Origin of the sequence: Colwellia sp. MB3u-41 (assembly GCF_014076845.1) — a bacterium.
Classification (GTDB): Bacteria; Pseudomonadota; Gammaproteobacteria; order Enterobacterales; family Alteromonadaceae; genus Colwellia_A.
The window spans coordinates 196419-221457 of the sequence record NZ_JACGUT010000058.1 but is presented as its reverse complement, the minus strand read 5'-3'; the positions used below and the strand labels follow the sequence as shown (position 1 = coordinate 221457).

Here is a 25039-nt window from a genome sequence, read left to right as displayed (position 1 = left end):
GTTAAAATCTCATAAAAAAAGGAATTATTATGCAAAAACCACGTTTACTCATCATTGATGATGACAAAGATTACCTTGAATTACTTTATGAAGCATTAGCCGAAAATTTTGACGTAACGTGTGTGAGTAACATCAAAGAAGCTGATAAATTTGTCAGCAACAATGAAGTTTTTGATATTGCTTTAGTTGATGAGAACATTGGTGATGATAAAGGTTCCAAGTGGATAAAAAGCAAAATAGAGCAACATACGGTAGCAGCTTCATTTGTACTGTATTCTGGATTAGTAAACGAAGACGCCGTACTTAAAGGCCTAGAGTGTGGCGCGGATGATTTTCTTGCGAAACCTATTTCTTTAAACGCATTGAATAACAAACTTAAAAAGCTTATTTCTTATCAAGATAAAATTCACAGTTTTGAAACAGAAATTTGTTCAAAAGATAGAGTGATTAATATTTCAATGGCACAAGCGTCTAAATATGGAAGCTGTATGCAGCTAACCTCTCGTCTTAATCATTGCTTTACCCTAGAAAAAATTAGAGATGAATTGTTTTTGTTTCTATATTCGATGAATTTACAAGGTTGCATCGCTTTTTATCCTATTAAGAAAAAACCACTTTTCTTTAGTGCTAAAAACGGCTTTTGTTCTCCTGTTGAAATCGATGTAATGAAGTTATTAAAAGTGAAACCCAGGTTATATCGCTTTAGCTCTAGAACTATTTTTAATCATCCTCTTTGCTCAATACTCATCCTCAATTTAGAGGAAGGGGCTATTGATACCGATATATATATAGACGCTTTAGCATCTGTCATTGAATGTGTTGGTGCTCGCATTGCCTTTATTACTTATAAAAATTCATTAGTACATGTACAAAGTAAAATACAACAAGCCGTTTCTGCGACCAAGCAAATGATTGCTATCTCCAAGCATCATCAACAAGAAGTTATGAATGAGATTGTCACAAATATAGGGATGAGCTTTCACGTACTAGAAATGTCTGATGAGCAAGAAGAGTACTTAACAAACTTGGTTCATACGGCCTTGAAAAAACACTCACAAGACGATATAAATTTTCTTGAAGTGACACAATTACTTGATGGCGCCTTGGCCAGTGTTGATGAACTTGAAGTCCTTAATCTGCAACAAGAAGAGGAAACTGTTGATATTAATGAAGAGGATGAATTGTTTTGATGCCTGTCTCTGATGATTTAACGGTAGCGCTAAATAGTATTCCTTTCCCTGTTATTCAAATAGATCATCAAGGTACGATCACTGGCTGTAATATCTGGACAGAAAGACTTTTTGGCTATTCATTGCTAGAGGTAAAAGGACAAAAATTAGACACGCTCTTGCCCGGTAAAACGGTTGATTCCCTTGTCGAATTAATTGATAACAATCAGCAACCTTCTGGGGGAATGTTAAAGAGTAGCGCTGTATTTTTGTTAAGTAAATCGAAAAAAATGCTTAATTGTACAATAAAAGTCAGTAAAGTGGTTGATGGCTATATGGCCTACCTTACCGTTTCACTTTTAAGTGAAACGAGCAAGAATAAACTTAATTATCAGCAAACTAACTCGCCTCGTAAAATCACGTCGTTAACGTTGTCAACGGATACTCATAAAATATTAAATGGTATAGAAGAAGCCTTTTGGGAATGGAATATTGTCCAAGGAACTATACTTTATTCCGCCCAAGTAATGGCTATGCTGGGTTATGATAAAAAATCATTTTTAGGTCCGCTGTCTTTCTATGAAAAACACTTAAAACCAGAAGACTTAGCCAGCCTTAATCGACAAGCTAAAGCACACCTTATGGGTGAAACACCTTACATTAATCTAACACTGTCAATTACGACTGAGCTTGGAGTGACTAAATGGATCACTATTTTTGGTAAGATTATCGAATATAGTGACGATCGAGCATATAAAATGTTTGGTTCAGTTAAAGACATTTCAGATCAGCACCAATTAGTTGAAAAGCTAAAAGAGAGAAATAATTACTTATTACTTGTGGAACGTTTAAATAAATCAGGACATTGGCACCTAGATTTCCTTAATAAAACGTTATATTGGTCGACAGAACTCTATAAAATACATGGTGTAGATCCCACAAGTTATGTTCCAAATGTAGATACTGTGTTAGATTTTTATCTGGAAGATGAACAAAATAAGGTACGAAATCATTTAGATAAAGCGATGATTGACAAACAAGGGTTTCACTTTAAAAGCGCCATAAAACATAAAAGTGGCAGAAAAGTTAAAGTGGAATGTTTTGGCGAAGTAGAATTGAATATGATGGGGGAGGTGGTCGGTGTCTTTGGGGTGTTTAAAGATATTACTAAATCTGAAGATATTTTTGAAAAGTTAAAATTGTTAGCAATGGTGAACTACACAATAAAAGTGCCTGTTTTCTTTATTGACGACAAAGACAATGTTGTTTATCAAGATCTTACACCAAAAACTGCTCATAGTAGTTCAGTGCTTTTTAATTACATTAATTTCAGCATCACGGATTATATTACTTTTAAGCGTAAAGCGAAAAAGTGTGGTCAATTCAAAGAAACGAATATTAGCTTTGATCAGTACAATACTGTTTTTGACTTATCGGTAACTTATGAGGCTGATGAAGGAATTTTTATTTGGATTGTTGAAAATGTGACAGATCAATTTCGTAAGGACCAGCAACAACTTATTAGTAATCGACTTGCTTTATTGGGTAATACTTTTGGTAATGTTTCCCATGACATTAATAATGTGCTCAGCGTAGCCTTAGGCGCGACCGAAATGTTAGAAATTAAGTTTGCCCAGGGTGAACAAGATATTTCAACGTATATTGAGCGGGTAAAAAATGCAATTGACAAAGGTAAAAGCGTAACAGAGCGCTTATTAGCTTTTACCCGAAAACCAACCATTAAAGTGGTCAAGTTTGACCCCATGCAAGATATTATTGATAACCAGTATCTTTTTAAGCAATTATTACTGTCAACCATTGATTTCAGCATCAATACTCATGAAGTATGCTGTGAAATAAATTTTCCTCAGGGTGAATTTATTAATATCTTACTCAATCTCGTGTTGAACTCTCAAGATGCGATCCGCGAAAAAGGCCTCATTGGGGAAATTAAAATATCTGCGAACATTAATAAGGAGAAACATTTAGAAATTCACGTAGAAGACAGCGGTATAGGTATTGAGCAAAGTAATTTGACAAAGGTATTTGATCCCTTCTACAGCAGTAAATCAGTTAATAAAGGCAACGGTATTGGTTTAGCTAATGTCTACAGTACGATATATAAACATAATGGTCATATTCAAGTTGAAGGGCATGGCCACTTAGGTGGTGCGCACTTCACGTTAATATTTAAGTGCCAAGTATTATCAAACCCACCAATAAAAGCTCCGCTAGCGATTAAAAGCCCATTAGATATGAAGGAAAAAAAAGTTCTAATTTTAGATGATGAAGTTAGTATTGCTGAATTTGTAGCTTTGTACTTAGAAAATGAGGGCGTTAAAACTCAACATACCAGTAATAAAGTGGGTTTAATGAAAATATTATCCAGTGAGCACGTTTTTGATTTTTTTATTACAGATATGATTTTACCCGACATTTCGGGTCGAGAAGCGGTTGATCTTGTGAAAGCTAAGTTCCCCAATATTCGTGTTTTTTCAATCAGTGGTTATATTGCAGAGGAAGATAAACAGTGGCATTATCCGGTACTCAGAAAGCCTTTTAATTCTAAAGAGTTGGTAAGTTTTTTAATTGATAATAGTTAAATTTTATTCTAGCTTATTACTTCTACTCTGCTTTTATTGATGATGCTCACCCCATCGTTTTTAATTATACGCCATGGCGGGGTTTAAAAATGAGTTAATTAAAGCAATGTAAATTTTTTTTTATAATGATATTATTGATTTATTTCATAAATTTATGAGTGTTTAAAGTCGTTGTTAAATGACTATCACCACAATAATACGGTATGTTGAGCCATCGGCTCAAATATAAACGTTACAAAAGCTTTAAGCGCTAAAAGTTAACTAATGAACCTTCACTCTGAGGATAAACAATGAATTTGAAGAAAAAATATAACATTCTCGCTGTGGATGATGCTAAAGATACCCTCATGCTTTTAGAATTTGATTTAGCTGAAGTCGGTTATGAAGTGTTTACCGCAGAATCGGGTGAACTCGCCTTGGCTGTTTTAGAAGAACAAGCCATTGATCTTATTTTATTAGATATGTATATGCCTGGTCTTTCAGGATTAGCCGTGCTGAAGAAAGTAAAGGCTCACCCTTTATTTATGAAAACACCCGTGATCATGCTATCGGCTTCAGATGATGAAGATAAAATTGTTGATGCACTAGAATCTGGCGCTGACGACTACGTAACTAAACCTTATATTCCAAAAGTTTTGTTAGCTAGAATCAAAACGTCTATTCGGCTTTTAGAAAAGACCTTAGAACTAGAGTCTCTTGCTAAAACAGACTTCTTAACGGGGATTAATAATAGATGTGCTTTTGAAAATTTAGCCAGTAAAGCGATTAGCCAAGCAAAGCGTACCAACCTGCCGTATGTTATGGCGATGCTTGATATTGATTTTTTTAAGGCCGTTAATGACAATTATGGTCATGATGCTGGCGATAAAGTATTAATTCAATTTACCCATATTCTTTGTGAATGCTTTCGAGAATACGATATTATTGGCCGAGTTGGTGGTGAAGAATTTGCTGTGTTCATGCCAAATATTACTGTAAAAAATGCTTTTGCTGCCTGTGAACGCTTTAGACTCTCGATACAAAATAATAAAATATCTACTGATGATAACAATGATGAAAAAATATCAGTAACTGTAAGTATTGGTTTATCATTGAGAAAAAACGCTGAAATGAGCTTAGAAGAGTTGTTCAAACAGTCTGATCTTAGCTTATATCAAGCGAAGAAAAATGGGCGTAATCAAACTAAGATTAATGAAGAGATAAAGACTGTAATGCTTGACGATTCTTGTGAAATATTACAAAGTACATCAGAAGATAAATACCCAGGTATAGATTTTCAGGTGGGTGTTGGTAATGTATTGGGTGATGAAGCACTTTTTTCTGAAATATTAGTGATGTTTTATGAAGACCATTTCAATGATGGTGATAAAATTCAACAGGCGATCACCAGTGAAGATCAACCTGCCTGTAAACATTTAGTGCATACTTTAAAAGGGGTTTCATGCTCTTTAGGAGCTATGCGGTTGTTTGAGTTGACCAAAGCATTAGATGGTGCAATAAGTGTGGAAGACAAAGCAAGCTATCAGCAACTTTATCAACCTGTTGCTTTGGAACTAGTTAAAATAGTCGCGGGCATTAAGGTTAAATTAGCGGATAAACTTTAATCTTTGAAACGATAAAAGTACCTGAATTCTCAATTAAATGTTTCTTGATGAAGGTACCATTGAACATTATTATTCGTCGCTCTTTCAATCACTCAACAATAAGTTTAATATCACTCTTGGGTACGCAGCAACAAGAGAGTACTTCACCTTCACCAATAAAAGCTAATGGCTCACCCTGAGGGTATGAAATATCGCCTTCAACTAACGTAACTCGACAAGCACCACAAAACCCATCACGACAATGATAATGCACTTCTACATTGGCATTCTCTAAGCATTCAAGCAAACTTTTGTCATTTGCTTGAAATTTAATAGTTTTATTATCGACACTGATATTATAAAGTGTTGTATCTACCGGTTTTTTTTTGTGTGAAGCTAAACAATCATTAGCACTTTTCATTTTTAAAAGACTTAAGCACTCAATGTGCTAATGATGTTATAAGAAAGCATGATAGTAGGTTCTTTATTTAAAGGTTAAAGTCATTAAAGATCGAATCCGTCAAAATCATCACTTGAAACAGAAGAGTCAACCTGACCAACTAAGTAACTTGATATCTCAGTTTCTTGTGGGGCGACCTGAACATTGTCTGATACCAAATATGCATTCATCCATGGCAGTGGGTTGCTCTTAATGTCAAATGGTGCGTCAAAACCAATAGCGGTTAGACGTTGATTACTGATGTATTCAATATATTGATTTAAGATCGCTGCATTTAAGCCAATCATCGAACCATCTTTGAATAGATACTGTGCCCATTCTTTCTCTTGCTCAACCACATCAAGAAATATCTGTAACCCTTGCTCTTTCATTTCTTGTGCAATGACCTGCATTTCAGGGTCATCTCTACCAGATAGCCAGTTGTTTAAAATATGCTGGGTACCAGTTAAATGCAAAGCCTCATCACGGGCAATAAGCTTGATGATTTTAGCATTACCTTCTAATAATTCACGCTCGGCAAAAGCAAATGAACAGGCAAAGCTAACATAAAAGCGAATAGCTTCTAAGGCATTAACCGAACAAACAGCAAGATATAAGCGCTCTTTAAGCTTGCGCGTTGATACTTCAATTATTTCACCATCGACTTCATACGAACCTTCTCCTTGTGACTGAAGTAGCTGTGTGGTGATGATCACGGCATCAAAGTATTTAGAAATACTTGACGCACGCTTTAATATGGCAGGATTAACAACGATGTCATCAAATATTTCACTCGGGTCTGAAAACAGATTCCGTAAAATATGTGTATACGAGCGCGAATGAATCGTCTCACTGAACGCCCATGTTTCTACCCAAGTTTCTACTTCGGGTAAAGAAACAAGAGGTAAAAACATCGCATTCACCGAGCGTGCTGCCATAGAATCAAGTAATGTTTGATATTTTAGGTTTGAAATAAAGATATGTTTTTCTGAAGGCGTTAAACTCTGCCAATCAGAGCGGTCTTTTGAGACATCTATTTCTTCAGGACGCCAAAAAAATGATAACTGTTTTTCAATAAGCTTTTCAAAAGCAATAAAACGTTGCTGATCATATCGTGACACATTGACACTGTTCCCTAAAAACATTGGCTCGAGTAGCGCATTATTAGGAACTTGGTTAAACGTAGTGTAGGACATCTATTTCTCCTTGATAACACGCATGATGGTCGAGGCTTGTTATCGAAATTTACTTTTTAAAATGATTTTTATTACTGAACATGCCAGCAGCTTCATTGCTAAATAAGCAATGAAGCTTGCTTTTTGTGCACGTAACTATATTTTACACGCGCCGCCTTCACAGTCTTCTTCTAATCCAAGCATATCTTCAGAGGCACCATCGCGTGTATTATGGTAATACATGGTTTTAACGCCTAATTTATAAGCGGTCAGTATATCTTTAAGGATTTGCTTAACAGGCACTTTTCCACCTTCAAATCGGGCAGGGTCGTAATTAGTATTTGCAGAAATTGTTTGATCAATAAATTTCTGCATGATGCCTACTAATTGTAAATAGCCTTCATTGCTTGGAATATTCCAAAGTAATTCATAGTTATGCTTTAATCTTTGGTACTCAGGTACCACTTGTTTTAAAACACCATCTTTACTTGCTTTGATGCTGATCAAACCACGTGGTGGTTCAATACCGTTTGTTGCATTTGAAATTTGTGAAGAGGTTTCTGATGGCATTAACGCTGAAACAGTTGAGTTTCTCACGCCATGTTTTTTAATGCTCTCACGTAAACCTTCCCAGTCAAGGTGAAGAGGTTCGCCGGTAATATCGTCGATGGTCTTTTTATAAGTATCAATCGGTAAAATACCTTGCGATAAGCGTGTCTCATTAAACTTAGGACAAGCCCCTTTTTCTTTCGCTAATTCATTTGAAGCTTTCAACAAATTAAATTGTATCGCTTCAAAAGTACGGTGAGTCAAATTGTTTGCACTACCGTTTGAGTAAAAGACGCCATTTTTAGCTAAGTAGTAAGCATAGTTTATTACGCCTATACCTAATGTTCTGCGACCTATAGTGGCATTGTATGCAGCTGGCATTGGATAGTTTTGATAATCAAGTAAACTATCGAGTGCTCGAACCGCTAAATCTGATAATCCTTCTAATTCATCTAAACTTTCTATTGCACCTAAGTTAAAGGCTGACAAGGTACAAAGTGCTATTTCGCCGTTTGGATCATTGATGTCATTCATTGGCTGTGTTGGCAGCGCGATTTCTAAACACAAGTTACTTTGACGAATAGGCGCTTGTTTAGGGTCAAAGGGACTATGCGTATTACAGTGGTCAACATTTTGTAAATAAATTCGACCTGTGCTGGCGCGCTCTTGAGCAAACAAAGTAAATAACTCAATGGCTTTAATACATTTTTTACGAATTGAGTCATCAGCTTCATATTTTACATACAAGGCTTCAAATTTATCTTGGTCTTCAAAAAATGCATCGTAAAGACCAGGAACATCGCTCGGGCTAAAGAGAGTAATAGACTCACCTTTAATTAAACGAGTGTACATAAGCTTATTGAATTGCACACCATAATCTAAATGACGAACACGATTCTCTTCTACACCACGATTATTTTTAAGGACCAGTAAGCTTTCAACTTCTAAGTGCCAAAGTGGGTAGAATAATGTTGCTGCACCACCTCGAACTCCGCCTTGTGAACAACTTTTAACAGCCGTTTGAAAATGTTTGAAAAACGGTATACAACCGGTATGAAATGCTTCACCGTTACGTATTGAACTACCTAAAGCACGAATACGGCCCGCATTAATACCAATACCTGCTCGTTGTGAAACATATTTGACAATAGAGCTAGAAGCCGCGTTTATTGAGTCTAAACTGTCACCACATTCAATTAATACACACGATGAAAATTGACGCGTAGGCGTACGTACCCCAGCCATAATAGGTGTAGGTAGCGATATTTTGAAGGTTGAAATAGCGTTATAAAAACCTTTAACATATTTTAAACGCGTTTCAACAGGGTATTTAGCAAATAAACAAGCGGCCACTAAGATATATAAAAACTGAGCACTTTCGTAAATTTCACCCGTTACCCGGTTTTGAACAAGGTATTTACCTTCTAACTGTTTGACTGCGGCGTAACTAAAGTCTAAATCACGAGGATGAACAAGAAATCTCTCCATTTGTTCAAATTCTGCTTCGTTGTAATCAGTTAGAAGATGTTCATCATATTTACCCTTTTCTACCATATTGACAACATGGGTAAATAATTTAGGCGGTTCAAATTGGCCGTAGGCTTTCTTGCGTAAGTGAAAAATAGCTAAGCGTGCTGATAAATACTGATAATCAGGTGTTTCTTCTGAGATAAGGTCAGCGGCAGCTTTAATAATCGTTTCATGAATATCAGCAGTTTTAATGCCGTCATAGAATTGAATATGAGACTTTAATTCAACCTGTGACACTGACACGTTATCAAGGCCTTCAGCAGCCCAAGTGATAACTTTATGAATTTTTTCTAAATCGATGAGTTCTTTTTTGCCATTACGCTTACTTACAAAAAGATTATTAGTCATGAAAAACCTGTAATTTATTAATTATGCTGGTCGCTTTATTTACCTAACGTTGTTAATTAGAAGCACGTTAAGTGAACACTTATCAGTATTATATTTCCCCTAAAATATAGAACAGCACAAAAATTCGTCTGAACAACAAATACACTATATGTAGGGGTTTTCTAAAAACTGATCACAAGATAATGAGGTTTGGTTGTTTTTGCAAGTGATAAAAAGCAGAGTTTTTAATAACTTTCCTTAGAGTGAAATTTCAGTTAGTAACGACTAACTTAGTAGTGCTTTTTATTTTTGATATTACAAAAACGCAACGTTTATTTTAATTAATTTTTATTGATAAATTTTTTTTAAAATAAATTTCATCTCTGCTCACTACATTTGTAAGATAAAAGTTAATTGTCAACAAAAACAGTGAGTTGCTTTTTTTTGAACAAGAAGGACACTAAATGAACGATATCGCTGCTGTTATGGTTTTTCATCATATTCCCATAACAGGTTGTATAATCTTTACACGTTAATGAATACACCAATAAAAACGTTGAGGTAAAGTTGTTCACCTTTTAGCTACTTTATAATAAAGACAAGTAGGTAAGGTGATATTCTCATTTAGTCAGTGTATTTATTGTTTCTTGGTTTTGTTTTGGCTGGTGAAATATTCTTTTAAAAAATTAAGGAGTAGTCTGAGTTTTTTAGAGTTGGCTGTACCAGGTGGGAATACGCCATAAACATTGATATCGCTGAGCGCATAGTCATCCATTACCGTTTCTAAGGTACCTGCTTTTATTTTTGGCCATGCATCGTAAGTTGGGATACGGCCTAAACCATGTCCTGCCTCAACAAAGGCAGTACGTGCTGCTGCATTATTGGTACTTATACTACCTTTCATGGTAACACTGAACGAACGGCTGCCCTTCGTTAGGGTTAATACCCCAGATGTTAATTTGTAAATTACCCATTGATGGTCACTTAAATCTGCAGGTTTAGTGGGCCGGCCAAATTGAAGGAAGTATTCAGGAGCGCCACAAAGGCAAGTTTCTAATGTTGCAAGCTTACTGGCTTGCAAACCAGAATCAGGTAAGGGTGCACCCCGAATGGCCAAATCGATCCCTTCTTTCATAATATTAACAACTTCATCTGTTAGCATGACATCAAGTGCAATTTTAGGGTAAATTTTCTTAAACTCGTTGAGTGCAGGAACAACTGTTTGTAAACCAACGTTTACTGGGCACGTTATTTTAAGGAGTCCAATGGGTTCATTTTTGAAGTTTTCAATTTGTTGGTTGGCTGCGCTGGCTTGCTCGGCAATAACGCGGCAGCGTTCATAATATGCTTGGCCTGCTTCAGTAAGGTTAATAGAACGTGTAGAGCGATTAAGTAGCTTTACCTCGAGTTGTGCTTCAAGCTTTTTTAGATGATAACTCACTACTGCTCGAGATAACCCTAAATGTTTAGCTGCAGCACTTAGGCTACCTTGCTCTATGACTTGCGCAAAAACAACCATACTTTTAAGCTGTTCAAATGAAATATCCATAATATGACCTAGTAATTAAAAACACATGGCTAATTGCTTACTTAATCATCATTGTATCAATAATTGATACAATGATGTCAATTTTATCTGCATTGTTCATTTTTGTTCTTAGGCATATACTACGGGCATAGAAAATAGAAACACACTCAACTTATACTCACTTACTTATAAATGGATGAATGATAATGACTAAAAAAATATTGATGGTACTTACTTCACACGATGAACTTGGTAACACAGGCCAAAAAACAGGTTTTTGGGTTGAAGAATTTGCAGCCCCGTATTACGCTTTTATCGATGCGGGTGTTGAAGTAACACTGGCGACCCCTAAAGGTGGTCAAGCACCTATTGACCCAACAAGTACACTCGAAGATTTTCAAACCTCGGCTACAGACCGTTATGACGCAGACAATGAAGCGCAAGCTAAAATTGCTGCAACAGTAAAATTGTCTTCAATTAACGAAGCTGACTTTGATGCTGTTTTTTATCCAGGTGGTCATGGTCCATTATGGGATCTTACTGATAATACTGACTCAATCAATTTGATTGAGAGTTTTCTCAAAGCAGATAAAGCCGTTGCTACTGTTTGTCACGCCAGTGCAGCTTTATTGAATGTTAAAGAAGCCTCAGGTGATTTTGCCATAAAAGGTAAAGCAGTGACTGGTTTTACTAACAGCGAAGAAGAAGCTGTTCAATTAACAGAAGTTGTACCTTTCTTACTCGAAGATGAACTCATTAAGCGTGGCGGTGAATACCAAAAGGCGCAAGACTGGCATGCCTTTGCTGTACAAGATGGCCTTATTATTACCGGTCAAAATCCAGCAAGCTCTGCATTAGCGGCTGAGAAATTACTGGCTCATCTTACTGCATAAATTCGTCGAACAGACAACTCGGTTAGCTAACCTGTTTAGCTAATCGACTTAATTCTTTACGCTTAAGGACATATAAATGTTAAATTTTAATTTTCAAAACCCAACTAAAATTAATTTTGGCCCAGAAGAAATTAAAACAATTTCAAAAGAAATACCATTAGACGCAAGAGTATTGATTGTTTACGGTGGTGGTTCAATCAAAGGCAATGGTGTTTATCAACAAGTCATTGATGCGCTTAAAGAACATACTTACTTTGAATTTTCAGGTATTGAACCTAACCCCACCTACGATACTTTAATGAAAGCGCAAACTATTATTAAAGCTGAAAAAATTGATTATTTACTTGCCGTTGGTGGTGGCTCTGTAGTTGATGGCGCTAAATTTATTGCTGCAGCTGCATTATTTGAGGGTGATGACCCTTGGGACATTCTCGCTAAACAGCAAACGTTCACTAAAGCACTACCTATTGGCGCGGTATTAACCTTACCTGCAACAGGCTCTGAGAGTAATGGCAATTCTGTAGTAACACGTAATGGCAACAAGCTGCCTTTCTCTAGTCCTTTAGTCCGCCCTTTGTTCGCTGTACTCGATCCCGGTGTGACATTGTCATTATCTGATCGTCAAATTGGTAATGGTGTTGTTGACGCTTTTGTTCATACCATTGAGCAATACTTAACTTATAATGTTAATGGCAAAGTGCAAGACCGTTTTAGTGAAGGTTTATTACAAACCTTGATTGAAGAGGGACCCAAAGCACTAGCTCCAGAAACTAAAGATGACCTAGATGTTAGAGCTAATATCATGTGGTCGGCTACTATGGCGTTAAATGGGCTGATCGGCGCGGGTGTTCCACAAGATTGGTCGACACATATGATAGGCCATGAATTAACGGGAGCCTTTGGTATTGACCACGCACGTACCTTGTCTATCGTGTTACCTGCCGTAATGAAAGTCCGTCGTGAGCAAAAACGTGAAAAATTACTTCAATATGCATCACGCGTTTGGCAGATAAATGAAGGCGATGATAATACGCGTATTGATCAAGCTATTCGTTTAACTGAACAGTTTTTTGAGAAAATGCAAGTACCAACGCGTTTATCCGACGTAAACCTTGGTAGCAGTGATCTTGATTTACTGGTTGAACGATTAGCACAACATGGTATGACAGCACTGGGTGAAAAAGGCGATATTACCTTAGACATAAGCCGCGAAATTTTAACTCAAGCACTGTAAGTATAACGGTGCGTTGTTTAATTAAAAATATCCACGCACCGCTTTATCTATCACACAGGCTAACTTCAGATTTAGCCTGTTTTAACCACACTTTCTTTATCGCTTCTTTGCCCCTTTATAATAGGAATTAATATGACTCAAACAACGGATATCAATCGCCAAATGACTTTGGCATCGCGTCCTTTTGGCGCACCTACAGCTGAAAATTTTAGCCTTGTGCGCAGCGAAAAACCTACACCTAACGCAGGTGAAGTATTGCTTCGTACTGTGTTTCTTTCACTTGACCCTTATATGCGCGGGCGAATGAGTGATGCTAAGTCTTATGCAGACCCTGTTGGATTAAATGACGTAATGGTTGGTGGTAGTGTTTGTCGAGTAGAGGAATCAAACCATAACGATTACAAAAAAGGTGATTGGGTTGTCGCTTTTGGTGGTTGGCAAGATTATAGCGTTATAAATGGCAGTGAATTACTTAAACTTGATAACAATATGGCTGAACCTTCACATGCCTTAGGTGTGCTAGGCATGCCAGGGTTAACTGCTTATATGGGCTTACTTGATATTGGTCAGCCAAAAGCAGGTGATACAGTCGTTGTTGCTGCGGCAACAGGTGCTGTTGGCAGTCTAGTGGGCCAAATTTCCAAATTAAAAGGCTGTAAAGTTATAGGCATTGCGGGTGGCGAGACTAAGTGTAAATATGCGGTTGAAACATTAGGCTTTGATGATTGTTTAGATCATAAAAGCGATAACCTAGCCGAGCAATTAGCAACCGCTTGCTCATCAGGCATTGATGTTTACTTTGAAAACGTTGGTGGAAAAGTCTTCGACGCAGTTATGCCACTATTAAATAGTTGTGCACGCGTGCCTGTGTGTGGTTTGATTTCTCAGTACAATGCAACTGAATTACCCAGTGGACCCGACAGACTTTCGTTATTAATGGGCACACTTCTTGTTAAGCGTATTAAGATGCAAGGTTTTATCGTTTTTGATGATTATGGCCATCGTTACAACGAGTTTAGTGAGCAAATGGTGAAATGGTTAATAGCTGGCGAGATAAAGCATAAAGAACACCGAGTTGAAGGCCTTGAAAACACGGTAAGTGCTTTTATTGGCTTATTGAAAGGCGAGAACTTTGGCAAGTTGGTGGTACGTGTTGGTCCAGATCATCTTGATTAACAAACGTTACGCTGCCAAGCTCATTACGTTATCAATACGTTAATGTAGCTGAACCGAATAAAAGCCACTTTAACAGTGGCTTTTTATTAATGTATCGGTAACTCACTTGATAATTTACTGGTTAAACGGTTAATTCCATCGATATGTTATTTAATAAACGATAATACGGCTAATGGCGTTTCAGCATGATAGTCTGCTTGCCAGTTTTTACAATCCTCACCCGCTAAGATATAACCCCACTTTGCGATAACCGTGGTTGTGTTTGCGCTATTTCCTGCTTCAATATCACGTAAAGCGTCACCTACATATAAACACTGTTCGCTGGGGACGCATATTTCTTCACAGGCTTTAAGGATTGGCTCTGGGTGTGGTTTTCTATTGACAAAAGTGTCGCCGCCAATAAGTGATAAGCATTTTTCGAACTCAGGGTAGTGGGGTAATAACTTTCGTGTTAAACCTTCTGGCTTGTTTGTTACAACCCCCCAAGGGATCTTCTGTTCGTTTAGCGTTGAAAGCAATTCAGTAACCCCAGGGTAAAGGCAAGTATGAACAGCAATGTTGTCTTCGTAAAAAGCTAAAAACTCTGCTCGCAACTGCTCGTAATCATAGGCATCTAAATCATCAGCAAAACCCAGTGTTAATAATCCCAAAGCACCATCAGAAGCGATTGGGCGATAAGCTTCACGAGCTACTTCCGCTAAGTTATACTTTCGAAGAACATAGTTAAGTGCTGCGCCTAAATCATTAGCGGTGTCTAGTAATGTTCCATCTAAATCAAATAATACGCCTGAAATTTTATTGTGCATCAACGAATACCTTTACTTAAATTTTTTGACAACAAAGAATGTAATTTACATCAAGAGATGAAATAAGCTTATGGTTTTCTGTAAGCGGGTTGTAATGAATACCCGCGGCATCAATACAATTAAGGTCAAATGATTCAGCCCATCCTATTAATGTAGCAGGGCGAATAAAACTGTTATGGTCGTGTGTACCCTTAGGCACTATCTTAAGTATTTTTTCTGCGGCAACGATAGCAAGCAAATAAGACTTTATTGACTTATTGAGTGTAGAAAAGAAGACATAACCACCTGGTTTTACCATTTGTGCACAAGCGCCAATGATTGAAGCAGGGTCAGGCACATGCTCAAGCATTTCCATACAGGTAACAATATCGTATGTTTGAGGTTGTTGATTCGCTTTTTCTTCAGCAGGAATTTTTTGATAATCAACGTTTAAACCACTTTCCAATGCGTGTAGTCTCGCTATATTTAATGGCTCTTCACCGAGGTCAATCCCAGTAACATCGCCACCAAGTTTGGCTAAACTCTCAACTAAAATACCCCCACCACAACCAACGTCAATGATTTTTTTGCCAAAAATGTCACCAACATGCTGACAAATAAATTGTCGGCGAAGCGGGTTTATTTGATGTAATGGCTTGAAGTCACCCTCAAGCTCCCACCACTGACTGGCGACCTTTTCAAATTTGGCGATTTCTTCTTCATTTACGTTAACAGTTTTATCGTTGATGGTTGTCGACATTACATTTTCATCATTTTAATCAATTATTACATGCAATTCTAAACTAAAGGCTAGGCTACGCCTAGTGCTGAAAGCCTAGTTTTTTGCCCTAGTTAAAAGCGCTTAAGTTATAGGCTTGTGCAGATAACTCAATGCTGAACAAAACAGGACGTACCAATGTTTTATCTATAGGTATTAGCTTAACCATTACGGACTTTTATCAGCTGCAACCACCCTCAATTTAACTGTTTTATACTGAAGCTAAGCTAAAAAAATTATTATCATATATTTTTGTTTTATAATTCATTAATGCTTTTTTTTTGTCTTTTATATTTAACATTTTAATAACCTGCTTGTAATTTATAAAAGCTTGATGTTATGGTCAGACCTGTTGTGATAATGACAATTTATTCTCATTTGAAATTCCCCCCAACAAAATAATAATTAAAATTAACCTAATAGGTAGGAATATAGATGTCGAATAAGATAACAAAGAAATCATTAATATTGACCACTGCTAGCATATTGTCGGTATCAATATCGACAGCACTTTATGCTGCTCAACCGCTTAGCATGCAAAACGCAGATAATGTATTATCTGAAGTAACCAGTTCACCTTTACCTAAACGCTTTATTATCAAATATAAGCAAGCAGCAAATAATCAAGCAGCCAGCAATCAAACAACTAGTTTCATCGGTAGCCAAAGCGCGTTTGTTCGTCTTGCTGGCGTTAAGGAAAAATTAAAGAAATTGCGGGTCAAGGTTAAAGCCGAATTTCCAGATGTTAATATGATCAGTGCTGAGCTATCTACATCACAAGCGATGAATTTAGCGATGGACGATAATGTCGAATACGTAGAAGAAGATTTACCACGTCGCTTTATGGCACAAACAGTGCCTTATGGTATTGGCATGGTTCAAGCCGATCAAGTTGACGATATGATTGCTTCTGCCAACGCTGGCGGTAAGAAAATATGTATTATTGATTCAGGTTTAGACCTACCTCATGAAGACATGGGTGCACAAGGAGGCACAATAACGGGCACAAACAATAGTGGTACAGGTAACTGGTATAATCAAGGTGGTCCACACGGTACTCACGTAGCAGGAACAATTGCCGCGCTTAACAATGGTATTGGCGTTCGCGGTGTTATTGGCACGGATCCTAATTTGCACATAATAAAAGTCTTTAATGCCGCGGGCTGGGGATACTCTTCAACACTTGTTAATGCTATTAACGATTGTGTCAGTAACGGTGCAGACGTTATTAATATGAGCTTAGGTGGTTCTGGTTCAAGTACCAGCGAGCAAAATGGTATTCAAGCAGCCTATGATGCAGGTGTTTTACTTATAGCTGCAGCCGGTAATGATGGTGTTGCTTCAGCAACTACTGATTTAGAAAGCTTTCCGGCTTCTTACGATGCAGTGATGTCAGTTGCTGCTGTTGACAGTGATAAAGCCTTAGCTGACTTTTCACAAAAAAATAGTCAAGTAGAGATATCTGGACCAGGCGTTGATGTTTATTCTATTTACCCTGAAGGTACAGGTTCAGTCGTTGAAGTATCTGTCGCTAATATGGGTTATACCGCTAATGCGATGGAAAACCAGGGTCAAGCAACGGGTTCTCTCTATGACTTTGCCATGGGTGAAACTATAGATACAGGTGCTGCAGGTAATGTTTGTTTAATTCAACGTGGCAATATTTCGTTTTACGATAAAGTTAAAGCTTGTCAAGATAGCGGAGGTGTAGGCGCAATTCTTTATAACAATGCCCCAGGAAGTTTTGGTGGTACATTAGGTGACGCAAACGCAACTTCTATCCCAAGTGTGACCGTATCTGATACGGACGGCGCAGCAATGAAAAATAATATTGGCTTAAGCGCCAGTATAAATATTGGCGCGGGTAATTATGGCAAAATGAGTGGCACTTCAATGGCATCTCCTCATGTTGCTGGTGTTGCTGCTTTGGTGTGGAGTCATCACCCAAGCTGTACTAACGTTGAGATTCGTAACGTATTAAATAGTAGTGCACAAGATTTAGGTGCTGCGGGTCGCGATGTTAAATTTGGTTATGGTTTAGCCCAAACTAAAGATGCGATCGATTACATTACCGCGAATGGATGTGATGGCTCTGGTGGTGACACTGGCGGTGGTGGTGGAACAACACCAGATACTGTCCTTGAAAATGGTCAGGTTAAAACTGAGCTAACGGCTGCAACGGGTAATGATTTAGTTTTCACCATGGAAGTACCTGCTGGCGCAACAGATATTAATTTTGCTATGACAGGTGGTAATGGTGATGCTGATTTATATGTGAAGTTTGGCGCTGAGCCAACCGACAGTGTTTACGATTGTCGCCCTTATAAATCAGGTAATGTTGAATCATGTGCAAGTACGCAAGCAGGTGGCACTTACTACGTAAGACTTAAAGCCTATAGTGATTTTACCGGTGTTAGTTTAACGGGTAGTTACACTGAACCTACGACGGGTGGTGGTAATACGATTAATCCGATTGATACCACAATTAATAATGTTACTGTTGCAAGAAGAACATGGAAACGTTACACCCTTGACTTAGCAGATGGTTATGCCGATCTAACGGTTACACTTTCAGGTGGTTCAGGTGATGCAGATTTATATGTAACACAAGGTAAACAGTCAACAACGTCTGTTTATGATTGTCGTCCTTATAAAAATGGTAACAATGAAGCTTGTAACTTTACCGACCCAGCTAAAGGTGTATGGTATGTCGATGTCTACGGCTATTCAGCAGCTTCAGGTATGACATTAAATCTACAAGCTACACCCAAATAATCTAAAGAAAGGGGCAACCCGTTCACTTTATGTTAATAAATAAAACCCTGCTTCGGCAGGGTTTTTTATTATGAGCAATTGAATCAATAGAACAATATGCGACTTAGCGTAAAATGCGTTGCAATTGTATCTTGATGTTGAGTAGCTATAGAGATAAATTATTGTTTAACAAATACGATGAGATAAATCCTAAGAGGTAATAATGAAATCAGTAATAGAACAACTGTCTAGCTATAAAAGCGTTCACTTAAACAGAAAAAATATTCATACGCACTTTATTGGCGTGCCAATGATCATTTGGTCAATTGCCTTATTACTTGCCAGTGTATCCTTTGAAGTTGAATCGTTATTTATCAATAACTACTTAGGCGTTGCACAAGTTAACTTTACTTTGGCCGCCATACTTTCAATTGCGGTGTTTATTTATTATTTAATATTGTCGTTACCTCTTGCGTTATTGGCGTTCATTTTGTTTGGCCCGTTAATGTGGAGTGTTCATGAAGTTGTAAAAGTAGAACATCACCTTATTATTGCAATAAGTATCTTTATTATTGGCTGGGTGATTCAATTTATTGGTCATCATTACGAAAAAGCAAAACCGGCATTTTTTGATGATCTTAACCAATTATTTATTGGACCATTATTTGTAATTGCGGAAATTTATTTTTTATTAGGACAAGGGAGAATATTAGATAAAACAATCACTGAAAAAGCCATTGAGAAACGCCGTATATTTGAACAAAAAAAAGCACAATAATATCTGTTGAGTTAAAATGGTGAACAATAAATAACCATTTGGAAATTAATGACTTTTCAGTGCTACCATGTTAAGTACTTTTAAGATAATAAAGCGGTATGGCATCTCATTAAAAATATGATAGTATGCTGTGTTAATTAATAATTATAATTTCGAAGAAAACTTTCAAAATTCTTGCTAAGTTAAGGGATACCATCGACTTATGACCGATTTGTCAAACAATGTTGTACCCGTCAATATTGAAGATGAGCTAAAAAATTCTTATCTAGATTACGCCATGAGCGTAATTGTAGGCCGTGCATTACCAGATGTACGAGACGGCTTAAAACCTGTTCATCGCCGCGTATTATTCGCAATGAATGTACTCGGTAATGACTTTAATAAACCTTACAAAAAATCAGCACGTGTTGTTGGTGATGTAATAGGTAAATACCACCCACATGGTGACACTGCTGTTTACGATACTATCGTACGTATGGCACAGCCATTTTCATTACGTTATATGCTCGTTGATGGTCAGGGTAACTTTGGTTCGGTTGACGGTGATTCTGCAGCAGCAATGCGTTATACCGAAATCAGAATGTCTAAAATTGCACACGCTATTTTAGCCGATCTCGATAAAGAAACGGTAGATTTTGTACCTAACTATGATGGTACAGAACATATACCGGTTGTTATGCCAACGCGTATTCCTAATTTATTAGTGAATGGTACTTCGGGTATCGCGGTAGGTATGGCAACAAATATTCCTCCTCACAATTTAACAGAAGTGATAAACGGTTGTTTAGCGCTAATTGAAAATAGTGATTTGACCTTTGAAGAAATCTTAGAATACATACCTGGTCCTGATTTTCCTACCGCAGGTATTATCAGTGGTCGTGCGGGTATTGAAGAAGCTTACCGCACTGGCCGTGGCAAAATTAAAATTCGCGCCCGTGCCGATATTGAAGTTCATGAAACTACCGGTAAAGAAACCATTGTTGTTCATGAATTACCTTATCAAGTGAACAAAGCTCGTTTAATTGAAAAAATGGCCGAGCTAGTAAAAGAGAAGCGCCTTGAAGGTATTTCAGCCCTTCGCGACGAGTCTGATAAAGACGGTATGCGTATGGTTATTGAAATCAAACGTGGTGAAGTGGGCGAAGTTGTTTTAAATAACTTGTACAAACTTACCCAAATGCAAGTTTCTTTTGGTTTGAATATGGTGGCGTTAACGAATGGCCAACCAAAACTGTTCAATATTAAAGAGATGCTTGAAGAGTTTATACTTCACCGTCGTGAAGTTGTTACTCGTCGTACTATCTTTGAATTACGTAAAGCACGAGAGCGTGCACATTTACTTGAAGGTTTATCGATTGCTTTAGCCAACATTGACCCGATTATCGAGCTTATTAAAAACTCGCCTACACCTAGCGAAGCAAAAGAAAAATTGCTTGCTCGTGGTTGGGATTTGGGTAATGTTGCTGAGATGCTCAGTGCTGCCGGTGATGACGCTGCACGTCCTGAATGGGTTGAAGAAGGTTTTGGTATACAAGACGGTCAATACTTCTTAACCATGCAACAAGCGCAAGCAATATTAGATCTTCGTTTGCATAAGTTAACGGGCTTAGAACACGAAAAAATCTTATCAGAATACAAAGCATTACTCGATATTATTGCTGAGTTATTACATATTCTAGGTTCTCCTGAACGTTTAATGGAAATTATTCGTGAAGAATTAGAAGCTATTCGTGATGAGTTTGGTGATGCACGTCGCACTGAAATTACTAACGCTTCGCATGATTTATCGATGGAAGACTTGATCACAGAAGAAGATGTAGTCGTAACATTATCACATGAAGGTTACGTTAAATATCAAGTGCTAACTGACTATCAAGCACAACGCCGTGGTGGCAAGGGTAAAGCAGCAACTAAGATGAAAGAAGAAGATTTCATTGAACGTTTATTAATTGCTAATACCCACGATACTATTTTGTGTTTCTCAGATCGCGGTAAACTTTATTGGTTGAAGGTTTTTCAATTACCACTCGCAAGTCGAACTGCGCGTGGCCGACCTATTGTTAATATTTTACCACTTGATACGGGTGAACGTATTACGGCAATTTTACCAGTACGTGAATACGAAGAAGACAAGTTTATTATTATGGCAACGGCATCAGGTACTGTGAAGAAAACAGCACTAACGGCCTACAAAAATCAACGTGCTAACGGTATAATAGCCCTTAACTTACGTGATGACGATACCTTAATTGGTGTTGCTATTACCGACGGTTATAATGATATTATGTTGTTTTCAGATGCGGGTAAAGTTGTTCGTTTTAATGAAAAACTTCGTGATAGCGAAACGGGTGAAATCAAGTTAGATCCTGAAACAGGTGAAGAACGCTGGGCATTAAAACCTATCGGGCGAACTGGTACCGGTGTTCGTGGTATTAAGTTAGAAGGCGATCAAAAAGTTGTTTCGCTTATTGTGCCAGTAAACGATGGGCCAATATTAACGATTACTGAAAATGGCTTTGGTAAACGTACTGCGTTAACCGAATACCCAGCGAAAAGTCGCGCCACTAAAGGTGTTGTTTCTATTAAGGTCAGCGACCGAAATGGCCCTGTTGTTGGTGCTGTTCAAGTTGAAGACTTAGATGAAATTATGCTTATTACTGATAACGGTACATTAGTACGTACCCGTGTTAATGAAGTGAGTGTTATTGGTCGTAATACCCAGGGCGTTCGTATTATTCGAACCGTTGAAGATGAGCATGTCGTTGCATTGCAACGTATTGATGAAATTGAAGACGTTCCAGAAGATTTAGATGAAAATGCACAAGAGCTTATAGAGTCAACAGAAACGTTAAGTACTTCGACAGAAGCTGATGATGAAGAGCTCAATGAGGGCGATAACGAATAGTTACTGCTAAAGACTTAGTTTAAAGGGCGGTTAATTACCGCCCTTTTTATGTTCAGGATGAACGGTATTAAGCAAATGCAGGAGCATATTTGCTGTTATGTTCAGGATGAACGGTATTAAGCAAATGCAGGAGCATATTTGCTGTTATGTTCAGGACGAACGGTATTAAGCAAATGCAGGAGCATATTTCCATTTGATGAGCGTTCTTATTTTACCCAAGAGAATGCTGACCGAATTGATGTTACCAATGAAAATAATTAAAACAGTTTGACCAAGTGCATCGACAAGCGTTTTTAAAATTTTGATAGAAGGTGTTGTGTATATGTCCCAAATATTTAACTTTTGTGCTGGTCCTGCCATGTTACCTGTAGAGGTTATGAAAAAGGCACAAGCGGAATTTGTCAACTGGCAAGGTACGGGTAGTTCTGTCATGGAGCTCAGTCATCGTAGTAAAGAGTTTATGGCGGTGGCAATAAAAGCCGAAGCTGACTTACGCGATCTAATGGCAATACCGGAAAATTATAGTGTACTGTTTTGTCACGGTGGCGGTAGAGGTCAATTTTCTGCGGTCCCTTTTAATTTATTACCTGAAGGTAAGTCAGCTGATTATATTATTTCTGGTTCTTGGTCGAAGTCTGCGGCTACAGAAGCTGAACACTATGGTGACATAAAGCGTATTGATGTTGTGAGTCAAGTTAATGGCGAAACGCATGTTTTATCTAGTGATAAATGGGGTTTAAATCCCAACGCTGCCTTTGTACATTATTGTCCAAATGAAACCGTTGACGGTATCGAAATGTTTGATATACCTGAAACTCATGGGGTGCCACTGATTGCTGATATGTCATCAACCATTTTATCTCATGACGTTGATGTTAAAAAATTCGGTCTTATCTATGCAGGCGCGCAAAAAAACATTGGTCCATCAGGTCTAACTATCGTTATTGTTCGTAATGATTTATTAGGCAATGCTCGATTAACAACCCCGTCGATCATGAATTATCAGGTGTTAGCAAAGAACGATTCAATGTATAATACGCCGCCAACCTATGCATGGTATTTAGCCGGTTTAGTGTTTGAATGGTTAAAAGAGCGTGGCGGTGTTAAAGAAATTTCAAAGATAAACAAACAAAAAGCTGATCTTCTCTATAGTTACATCGATAATAGTGATTTTTATCAAAATCATATTGAAACAGAATTTCGCAGTTTGATGAATGTGCCGTTTTGGTTAACGGATGAAACGTTAAATAGTGAGTTTCTTAAGCAAGCTGAAGCACAAGGATTAATGGCATTAAAAGGCCATCGTATAGTAGGTGGTATGCGTGCGAGTATTTACAACGCTATGCCGCTAGCGGGTATAATAGCCTTGGTTGCTTTTATGAAAGATTTTTCTGCTAAAAATAGCAAGTAATAATAAGTAAGGTTATGTCCTTACCCATAAAACAAAATTAATTTAATGGAAAAAAAATGTTACAAGCAAAAAAAACATTAACTATCACCACAGGCCTTGCCGGAAAAGTATCTGGAGATATCATTGTACCGGGTGACAAGTCATGTTCGCATCGCTCTATTATGTTCGGCTCTTTAGCTGAAGGTATCACGCATGTTTCAGGTTTTTTACCTGGAGATGATTGTTTAGCGACGATGAATGCATTTAAAGCAATGGGCATAAAAATTGAAGGTCCTGACGAAAATCAAAATGTTGTCATTCATGGTAAAGGTTTACATGGTTTAACTGCGCCAAATGAAGCGTTAAATATTGGTAATTCAGGTACCACAATACGACTAATGTCTGGGTTGCTTGCCGGGCAAAGCTTTGCTTGGCAAATGTCGGGTGACAGCTCCTTAAATAAACGTCCAATGGGGCGTGTGGTCGATCCATTAAAATTAATGGGGGCTAATATTTCAGCGGCTGAAAATGGTACACCACCAGTTATTTCTCAAGGTATTGGTGAAGAACAAACCTTAGAGGCAATTCATTACGACTTACCCATGGCTAGTGCACAAGTCAAGTCATGCGTACTTCTTGCTGGTATTTATGCTGACGGTATCACATCTGTAACAGAGCCAGGTATTACGCGTGATCATACTGAACGTATGTTGAACGCCTTTGGTTATCCAGTGACGGTTGAAGATACGGCTATAGGTAAAAAAGTCTCTATTGAAGGCGGCCATAAATTAACGGCTTGTGATATTCAAGTGCCTGGTGACATCTCATCGGCAACCTTTTTTATGGTTGCGGGCTTAATCGCTAAAGAAGGGCAGTTAACTATTCGCAATGTCGGTATGAATCCAACTCGCATAGGTGCTATTAATATTTTGCAACAAATGAATGGTGATTTGAGTATCATCAATCAACGTATGGCTGGCGGAGAGCCTGTCGCCGATGTTGTGGTTAAATCATCACAATTAAAAGGCATTGATATTAATGAACGCGATGTTCCTCTTGCTATCGATGAGTTTCCTGCAATATTTATTGCTGCAGCCTGTGCCAAAGGTACTACACGTTTACGTGGCGCAGAAGAGTTAAGAGTAAAAGAAAGCGATCGTATCCAAGCAATGGCTGATGGTTTAAAAGAATTAGATATTGACTGTACCGTTTTTGATGATGGTATAGATATTGTTGGTGGGCAATTAACATCAGGGACTATACATAGCCATGATGACCACCGTATTGCCATGTCTTTCGCTATTAGCTCATTACGAGCTACTGGCGAAATTAAAATTCTAGAGTGTGACAACGTAGCGACTTCGTTCCCTAATTTTGTCACCTTAGCAAACCAAGTGGGACTAACACTCAATCAAGCGTAAATTAAGTTACTCACTTAATTTT

At 37.8% G+C, this 25039-nt stretch carries 17 protein-coding genes; 11 read left to right on the top strand and 6 right to left on the bottom strand.

Annotated features, from left to right (window positions below):
• The first annotated feature begins 29 nt into the window (after positions 1–29).
• The 3 genes from H4J73_RS06365 to H4J73_RS06355 all read left to right on the top strand — a co-directional run bounded on the left by H4J73_RS06365 (position 30) and on the right by H4J73_RS06355 (position 5376).
• Positions 30–1190: a response regulator gene (locus tag H4J73_RS06365; RefSeq protein WP_182181367.1), complete on the top strand. Its 1161-nt coding sequence runs from the start codon at positions 30–32 to the stop codon at positions 1188–1190.
• Positions 1190–3772, top strand: a complete 2583-nt coding sequence (locus H4J73_RS06360; protein ID WP_182181366.1) for a PAS domain S-box protein — start codon at positions 1190–1192, stop codon at positions 3770–3772. The genes H4J73_RS06365 and H4J73_RS06360 overlap by 1 nt, the downstream gene beginning before the upstream one ends.
• Before the next feature lie 290 nt (positions 3773–4062).
• Positions 4063–5376, top strand: coding sequence for a diguanylate cyclase (locus tag H4J73_RS06355; protein WP_182181365.1), 1314 nt, complete (start codon positions 4063–4065; stop codon positions 5374–5376).
• Positions 5377–5464: 88 nt separating this feature from the next.
• Here the strand turns inward: H4J73_RS06355 and yfaE are convergent, their stop codons facing one another.
• The 4 genes from yfaE to H4J73_RS06335 form a co-directional block, all read right to left on the bottom strand.
• Positions 5465–5776, bottom strand: coding sequence for a class I ribonucleotide reductase maintenance protein YfaE (yfaE, locus tag H4J73_RS06350; RefSeq protein WP_182181364.1), 312 nt, complete (start codon positions 5774–5776; stop codon positions 5465–5467).
• Between the two features lie 83 nt (positions 5777–5859).
• On the bottom strand, positions 5860–6990 hold the full coding sequence (gene nrdB / locus H4J73_RS06345) for a class Ia ribonucleoside-diphosphate reductase subunit beta (protein WP_182181363.1): 1131 nt from the start codon (positions 6988–6990) through the stop codon (positions 5860–5862).
• A 135-nt stretch (positions 6991–7125) separates the two neighbouring features.
• Positions 7126–9396 (bottom strand): class 1a ribonucleoside-diphosphate reductase subunit alpha, encoded by a 2271-nt coding sequence (gene nrdA / locus H4J73_RS06340; RefSeq protein WP_182181362.1) that lies wholly within the window; start codon positions 9394–9396, stop codon positions 7126–7128.
• Positions 9397–10012: 616 nt separating this feature from the next.
• Positions 10013–10924, bottom strand: coding sequence for a LysR family transcriptional regulator (locus tag H4J73_RS06335; protein WP_182181361.1), 912 nt, complete (start codon positions 10922–10924; stop codon positions 10013–10015).
• Between the two features lie 185 nt (positions 10925–11109).
• Between H4J73_RS06335 and H4J73_RS06330 the strand changes: the two genes are divergently transcribed.
• The 3 genes from H4J73_RS06330 (at position 11110) to H4J73_RS06320 (ending at position 14206) form a co-directional block, all read left to right on the top strand.
• Positions 11110–11796 (top strand): type 1 glutamine amidotransferase domain-containing protein, encoded by a 687-nt coding sequence (locus H4J73_RS06330; RefSeq protein WP_182223807.1) that lies wholly within the window; start codon positions 11110–11112, stop codon positions 11794–11796.
• A gap of 76 nt (positions 11797–11872) precedes the next feature.
• Positions 11873–13030, top strand: a complete 1158-nt coding sequence (locus tag H4J73_RS06325; RefSeq protein ID WP_182181359.1) for an iron-containing alcohol dehydrogenase — start codon at positions 11873–11875, stop codon at positions 13028–13030.
• Positions 13031–13162: 132 nt separating this feature from the next.
• Positions 13163–14206, top strand: a complete 1044-nt coding sequence (locus H4J73_RS06320) for an NADP-dependent oxidoreductase (RefSeq protein WP_182181358.1) — start codon at positions 13163–13165, stop codon at positions 14204–14206.
• 146 nt (positions 14207–14352) lie between these two features.
• On the opposite strand, the gene H4J73_RS06315 is transcribed toward H4J73_RS06320, so the two are convergent.
• Together H4J73_RS06315 and ubiG are read right to left on the bottom strand one after the other, a co-directional pair.
• Positions 14353–15012 carry an HAD family hydrolase gene (locus H4J73_RS06315; protein WP_182181357.1) on the bottom strand — a complete coding sequence of 220 codons (660 nt, stop codon included), beginning with the start codon at positions 15010–15012 and terminating at the stop codon, positions 14353–14355.
• A gap of 16 nt (positions 15013–15028) precedes the next feature.
• Complete coding sequence (gene ubiG / locus H4J73_RS06310) at positions 15029–15751, bottom strand: bifunctional 2-polyprenyl-6-hydroxyphenol methylase/3-demethylubiquinol 3-O-methyltransferase UbiG (protein WP_182223806.1); 723 nt, start codon at positions 15749–15751, stop codon at positions 15029–15031.
• Between the two features lie 453 nt (positions 15752–16204).
• On the opposite strand from ubiG, the gene H4J73_RS06305 reads away from it, so the two are divergent.
• From H4J73_RS06305 to aroA, 5 genes are all read left to right on the top strand, one after another.
• Positions 16205–18544, top strand: a complete 2340-nt coding sequence (locus H4J73_RS06305; protein ID WP_182181355.1) for a S8 family serine peptidase — start codon at positions 16205–16207, stop codon at positions 18542–18544.
• Positions 18545–18746: 202 nt separating this feature from the next.
• Complete coding sequence (locus tag H4J73_RS06300; protein ID WP_182181354.1) at positions 18747–19301, top strand: DUF962 domain-containing protein; 555 nt, start codon at positions 18747–18749, stop codon at positions 19299–19301.
• A 202-nt stretch (positions 19302–19503) separates the two neighbouring features.
• Entirely contained in the window at positions 19504–22206 is a 2703-nt protein-coding gene (gene gyrA, locus H4J73_RS06295) for a DNA topoisomerase (ATP-hydrolyzing) subunit A (protein ID WP_182181353.1), read from the top strand.
• A gap of 322 nt (positions 22207–22528) precedes the next feature.
• Positions 22529–23617, top strand: a complete 1089-nt coding sequence (serC, locus tag H4J73_RS06290; protein ID WP_182181352.1) for a 3-phosphoserine/phosphohydroxythreonine transaminase — start codon at positions 22529–22531, stop codon at positions 23615–23617.
• Positions 23618–23673: 56 nt separating this feature from the next.
• Positions 23674–25017, top strand: a complete 1344-nt coding sequence (gene aroA / locus H4J73_RS06285; RefSeq protein WP_182223805.1) for a 3-phosphoshikimate 1-carboxyvinyltransferase — start codon at positions 23674–23676, stop codon at positions 25015–25017.
• Positions 25018–25039 lie beyond the last annotated feature (22 nt).

Coding starts and splice junctions, on each gene's coding strand:
- H4J73_RS06320 (WP_182181358.1), top strand. CDS start 13,163: ATGACTCAAACAACGGATATCAATCGCCAAATGACTTTGGCATCGCGT.
- H4J73_RS06330 (WP_182223807.1), top strand. CDS start 11,110: ATGACTAAAAAAATATTGATGGTACTTACTTCACACGATGAACTTGGT.
- H4J73_RS06325 (WP_182181359.1), top strand. CDS start 11,873: ATGTTAAATTTTAATTTTCAAAACCCAACTAAAATTAATTTTGGCCCA.
- nrdB (WP_182181363.1), bottom strand. CDS start 6,990: ATGTCCTACACTACGTTTAACCAAGTTCCTAATAATGCGCTACTCGAG.
- H4J73_RS06365 (WP_182181367.1), top strand. CDS start 30: ATGCAAAAACCACGTTTACTCATCATTGATGATGACAAAGATTACCTT.
- H4J73_RS06355 (WP_182181365.1), top strand. CDS start 4,063: ATGAATTTGAAGAAAAAATATAACATTCTCGCTGTGGATGATGCTAAA.
- H4J73_RS06305 (WP_182181355.1), top strand. CDS start 16,205: ATGTCGAATAAGATAACAAAGAAATCATTAATATTGACCACTGCTAGC.
- H4J73_RS06315 (WP_182181357.1), bottom strand. CDS start 15,012: ATGCACAATAAAATTTCAGGCGTATTATTTGATTTAGATGGAACATTA.
- gyrA (WP_182181353.1), top strand. CDS start 19,504: ATGACCGATTTGTCAAACAATGTTGTACCCGTCAATATTGAAGATGAG.
- H4J73_RS06300 (WP_182181354.1), top strand. CDS start 18,747: ATGAAATCAGTAATAGAACAACTGTCTAGCTATAAAAGCGTTCACTTA.
- serC (WP_182181352.1), top strand. CDS start 22,529: ATGTCCCAAATATTTAACTTTTGTGCTGGTCCTGCCATGTTACCTGTA.
- yfaE (WP_182181364.1), bottom strand. CDS start 5,776: ATGAAAAGTGCTAATGATTGTTTAGCTTCACACAAAAAAAAACCGGTA.
- ubiG (WP_182223806.1), bottom strand. CDS start 15,751: ATGTCGACAACCATCAACGATAAAACTGTTAACGTAAATGAAGAAGAA.
- nrdA (WP_182181362.1), bottom strand. CDS start 9,396: ATGACTAATAATCTTTTTGTAAGTAAGCGTAATGGCAAAAAAGAACTC.
- H4J73_RS06335 (WP_182181361.1), bottom strand. CDS start 10,924: ATGGATATTTCATTTGAACAGCTTAAAAGTATGGTTGTTTTTGCGCAA.
- aroA (WP_182223805.1), top strand. CDS start 23,674: ATGTTACAAGCAAAAAAAACATTAACTATCACCACAGGCCTTGCCGGA.
- H4J73_RS06360 (WP_182181366.1), top strand. CDS start 1,190: ATGCCTGTCTCTGATGATTTAACGGTAGCGCTAAATAGTATTCCTTTC.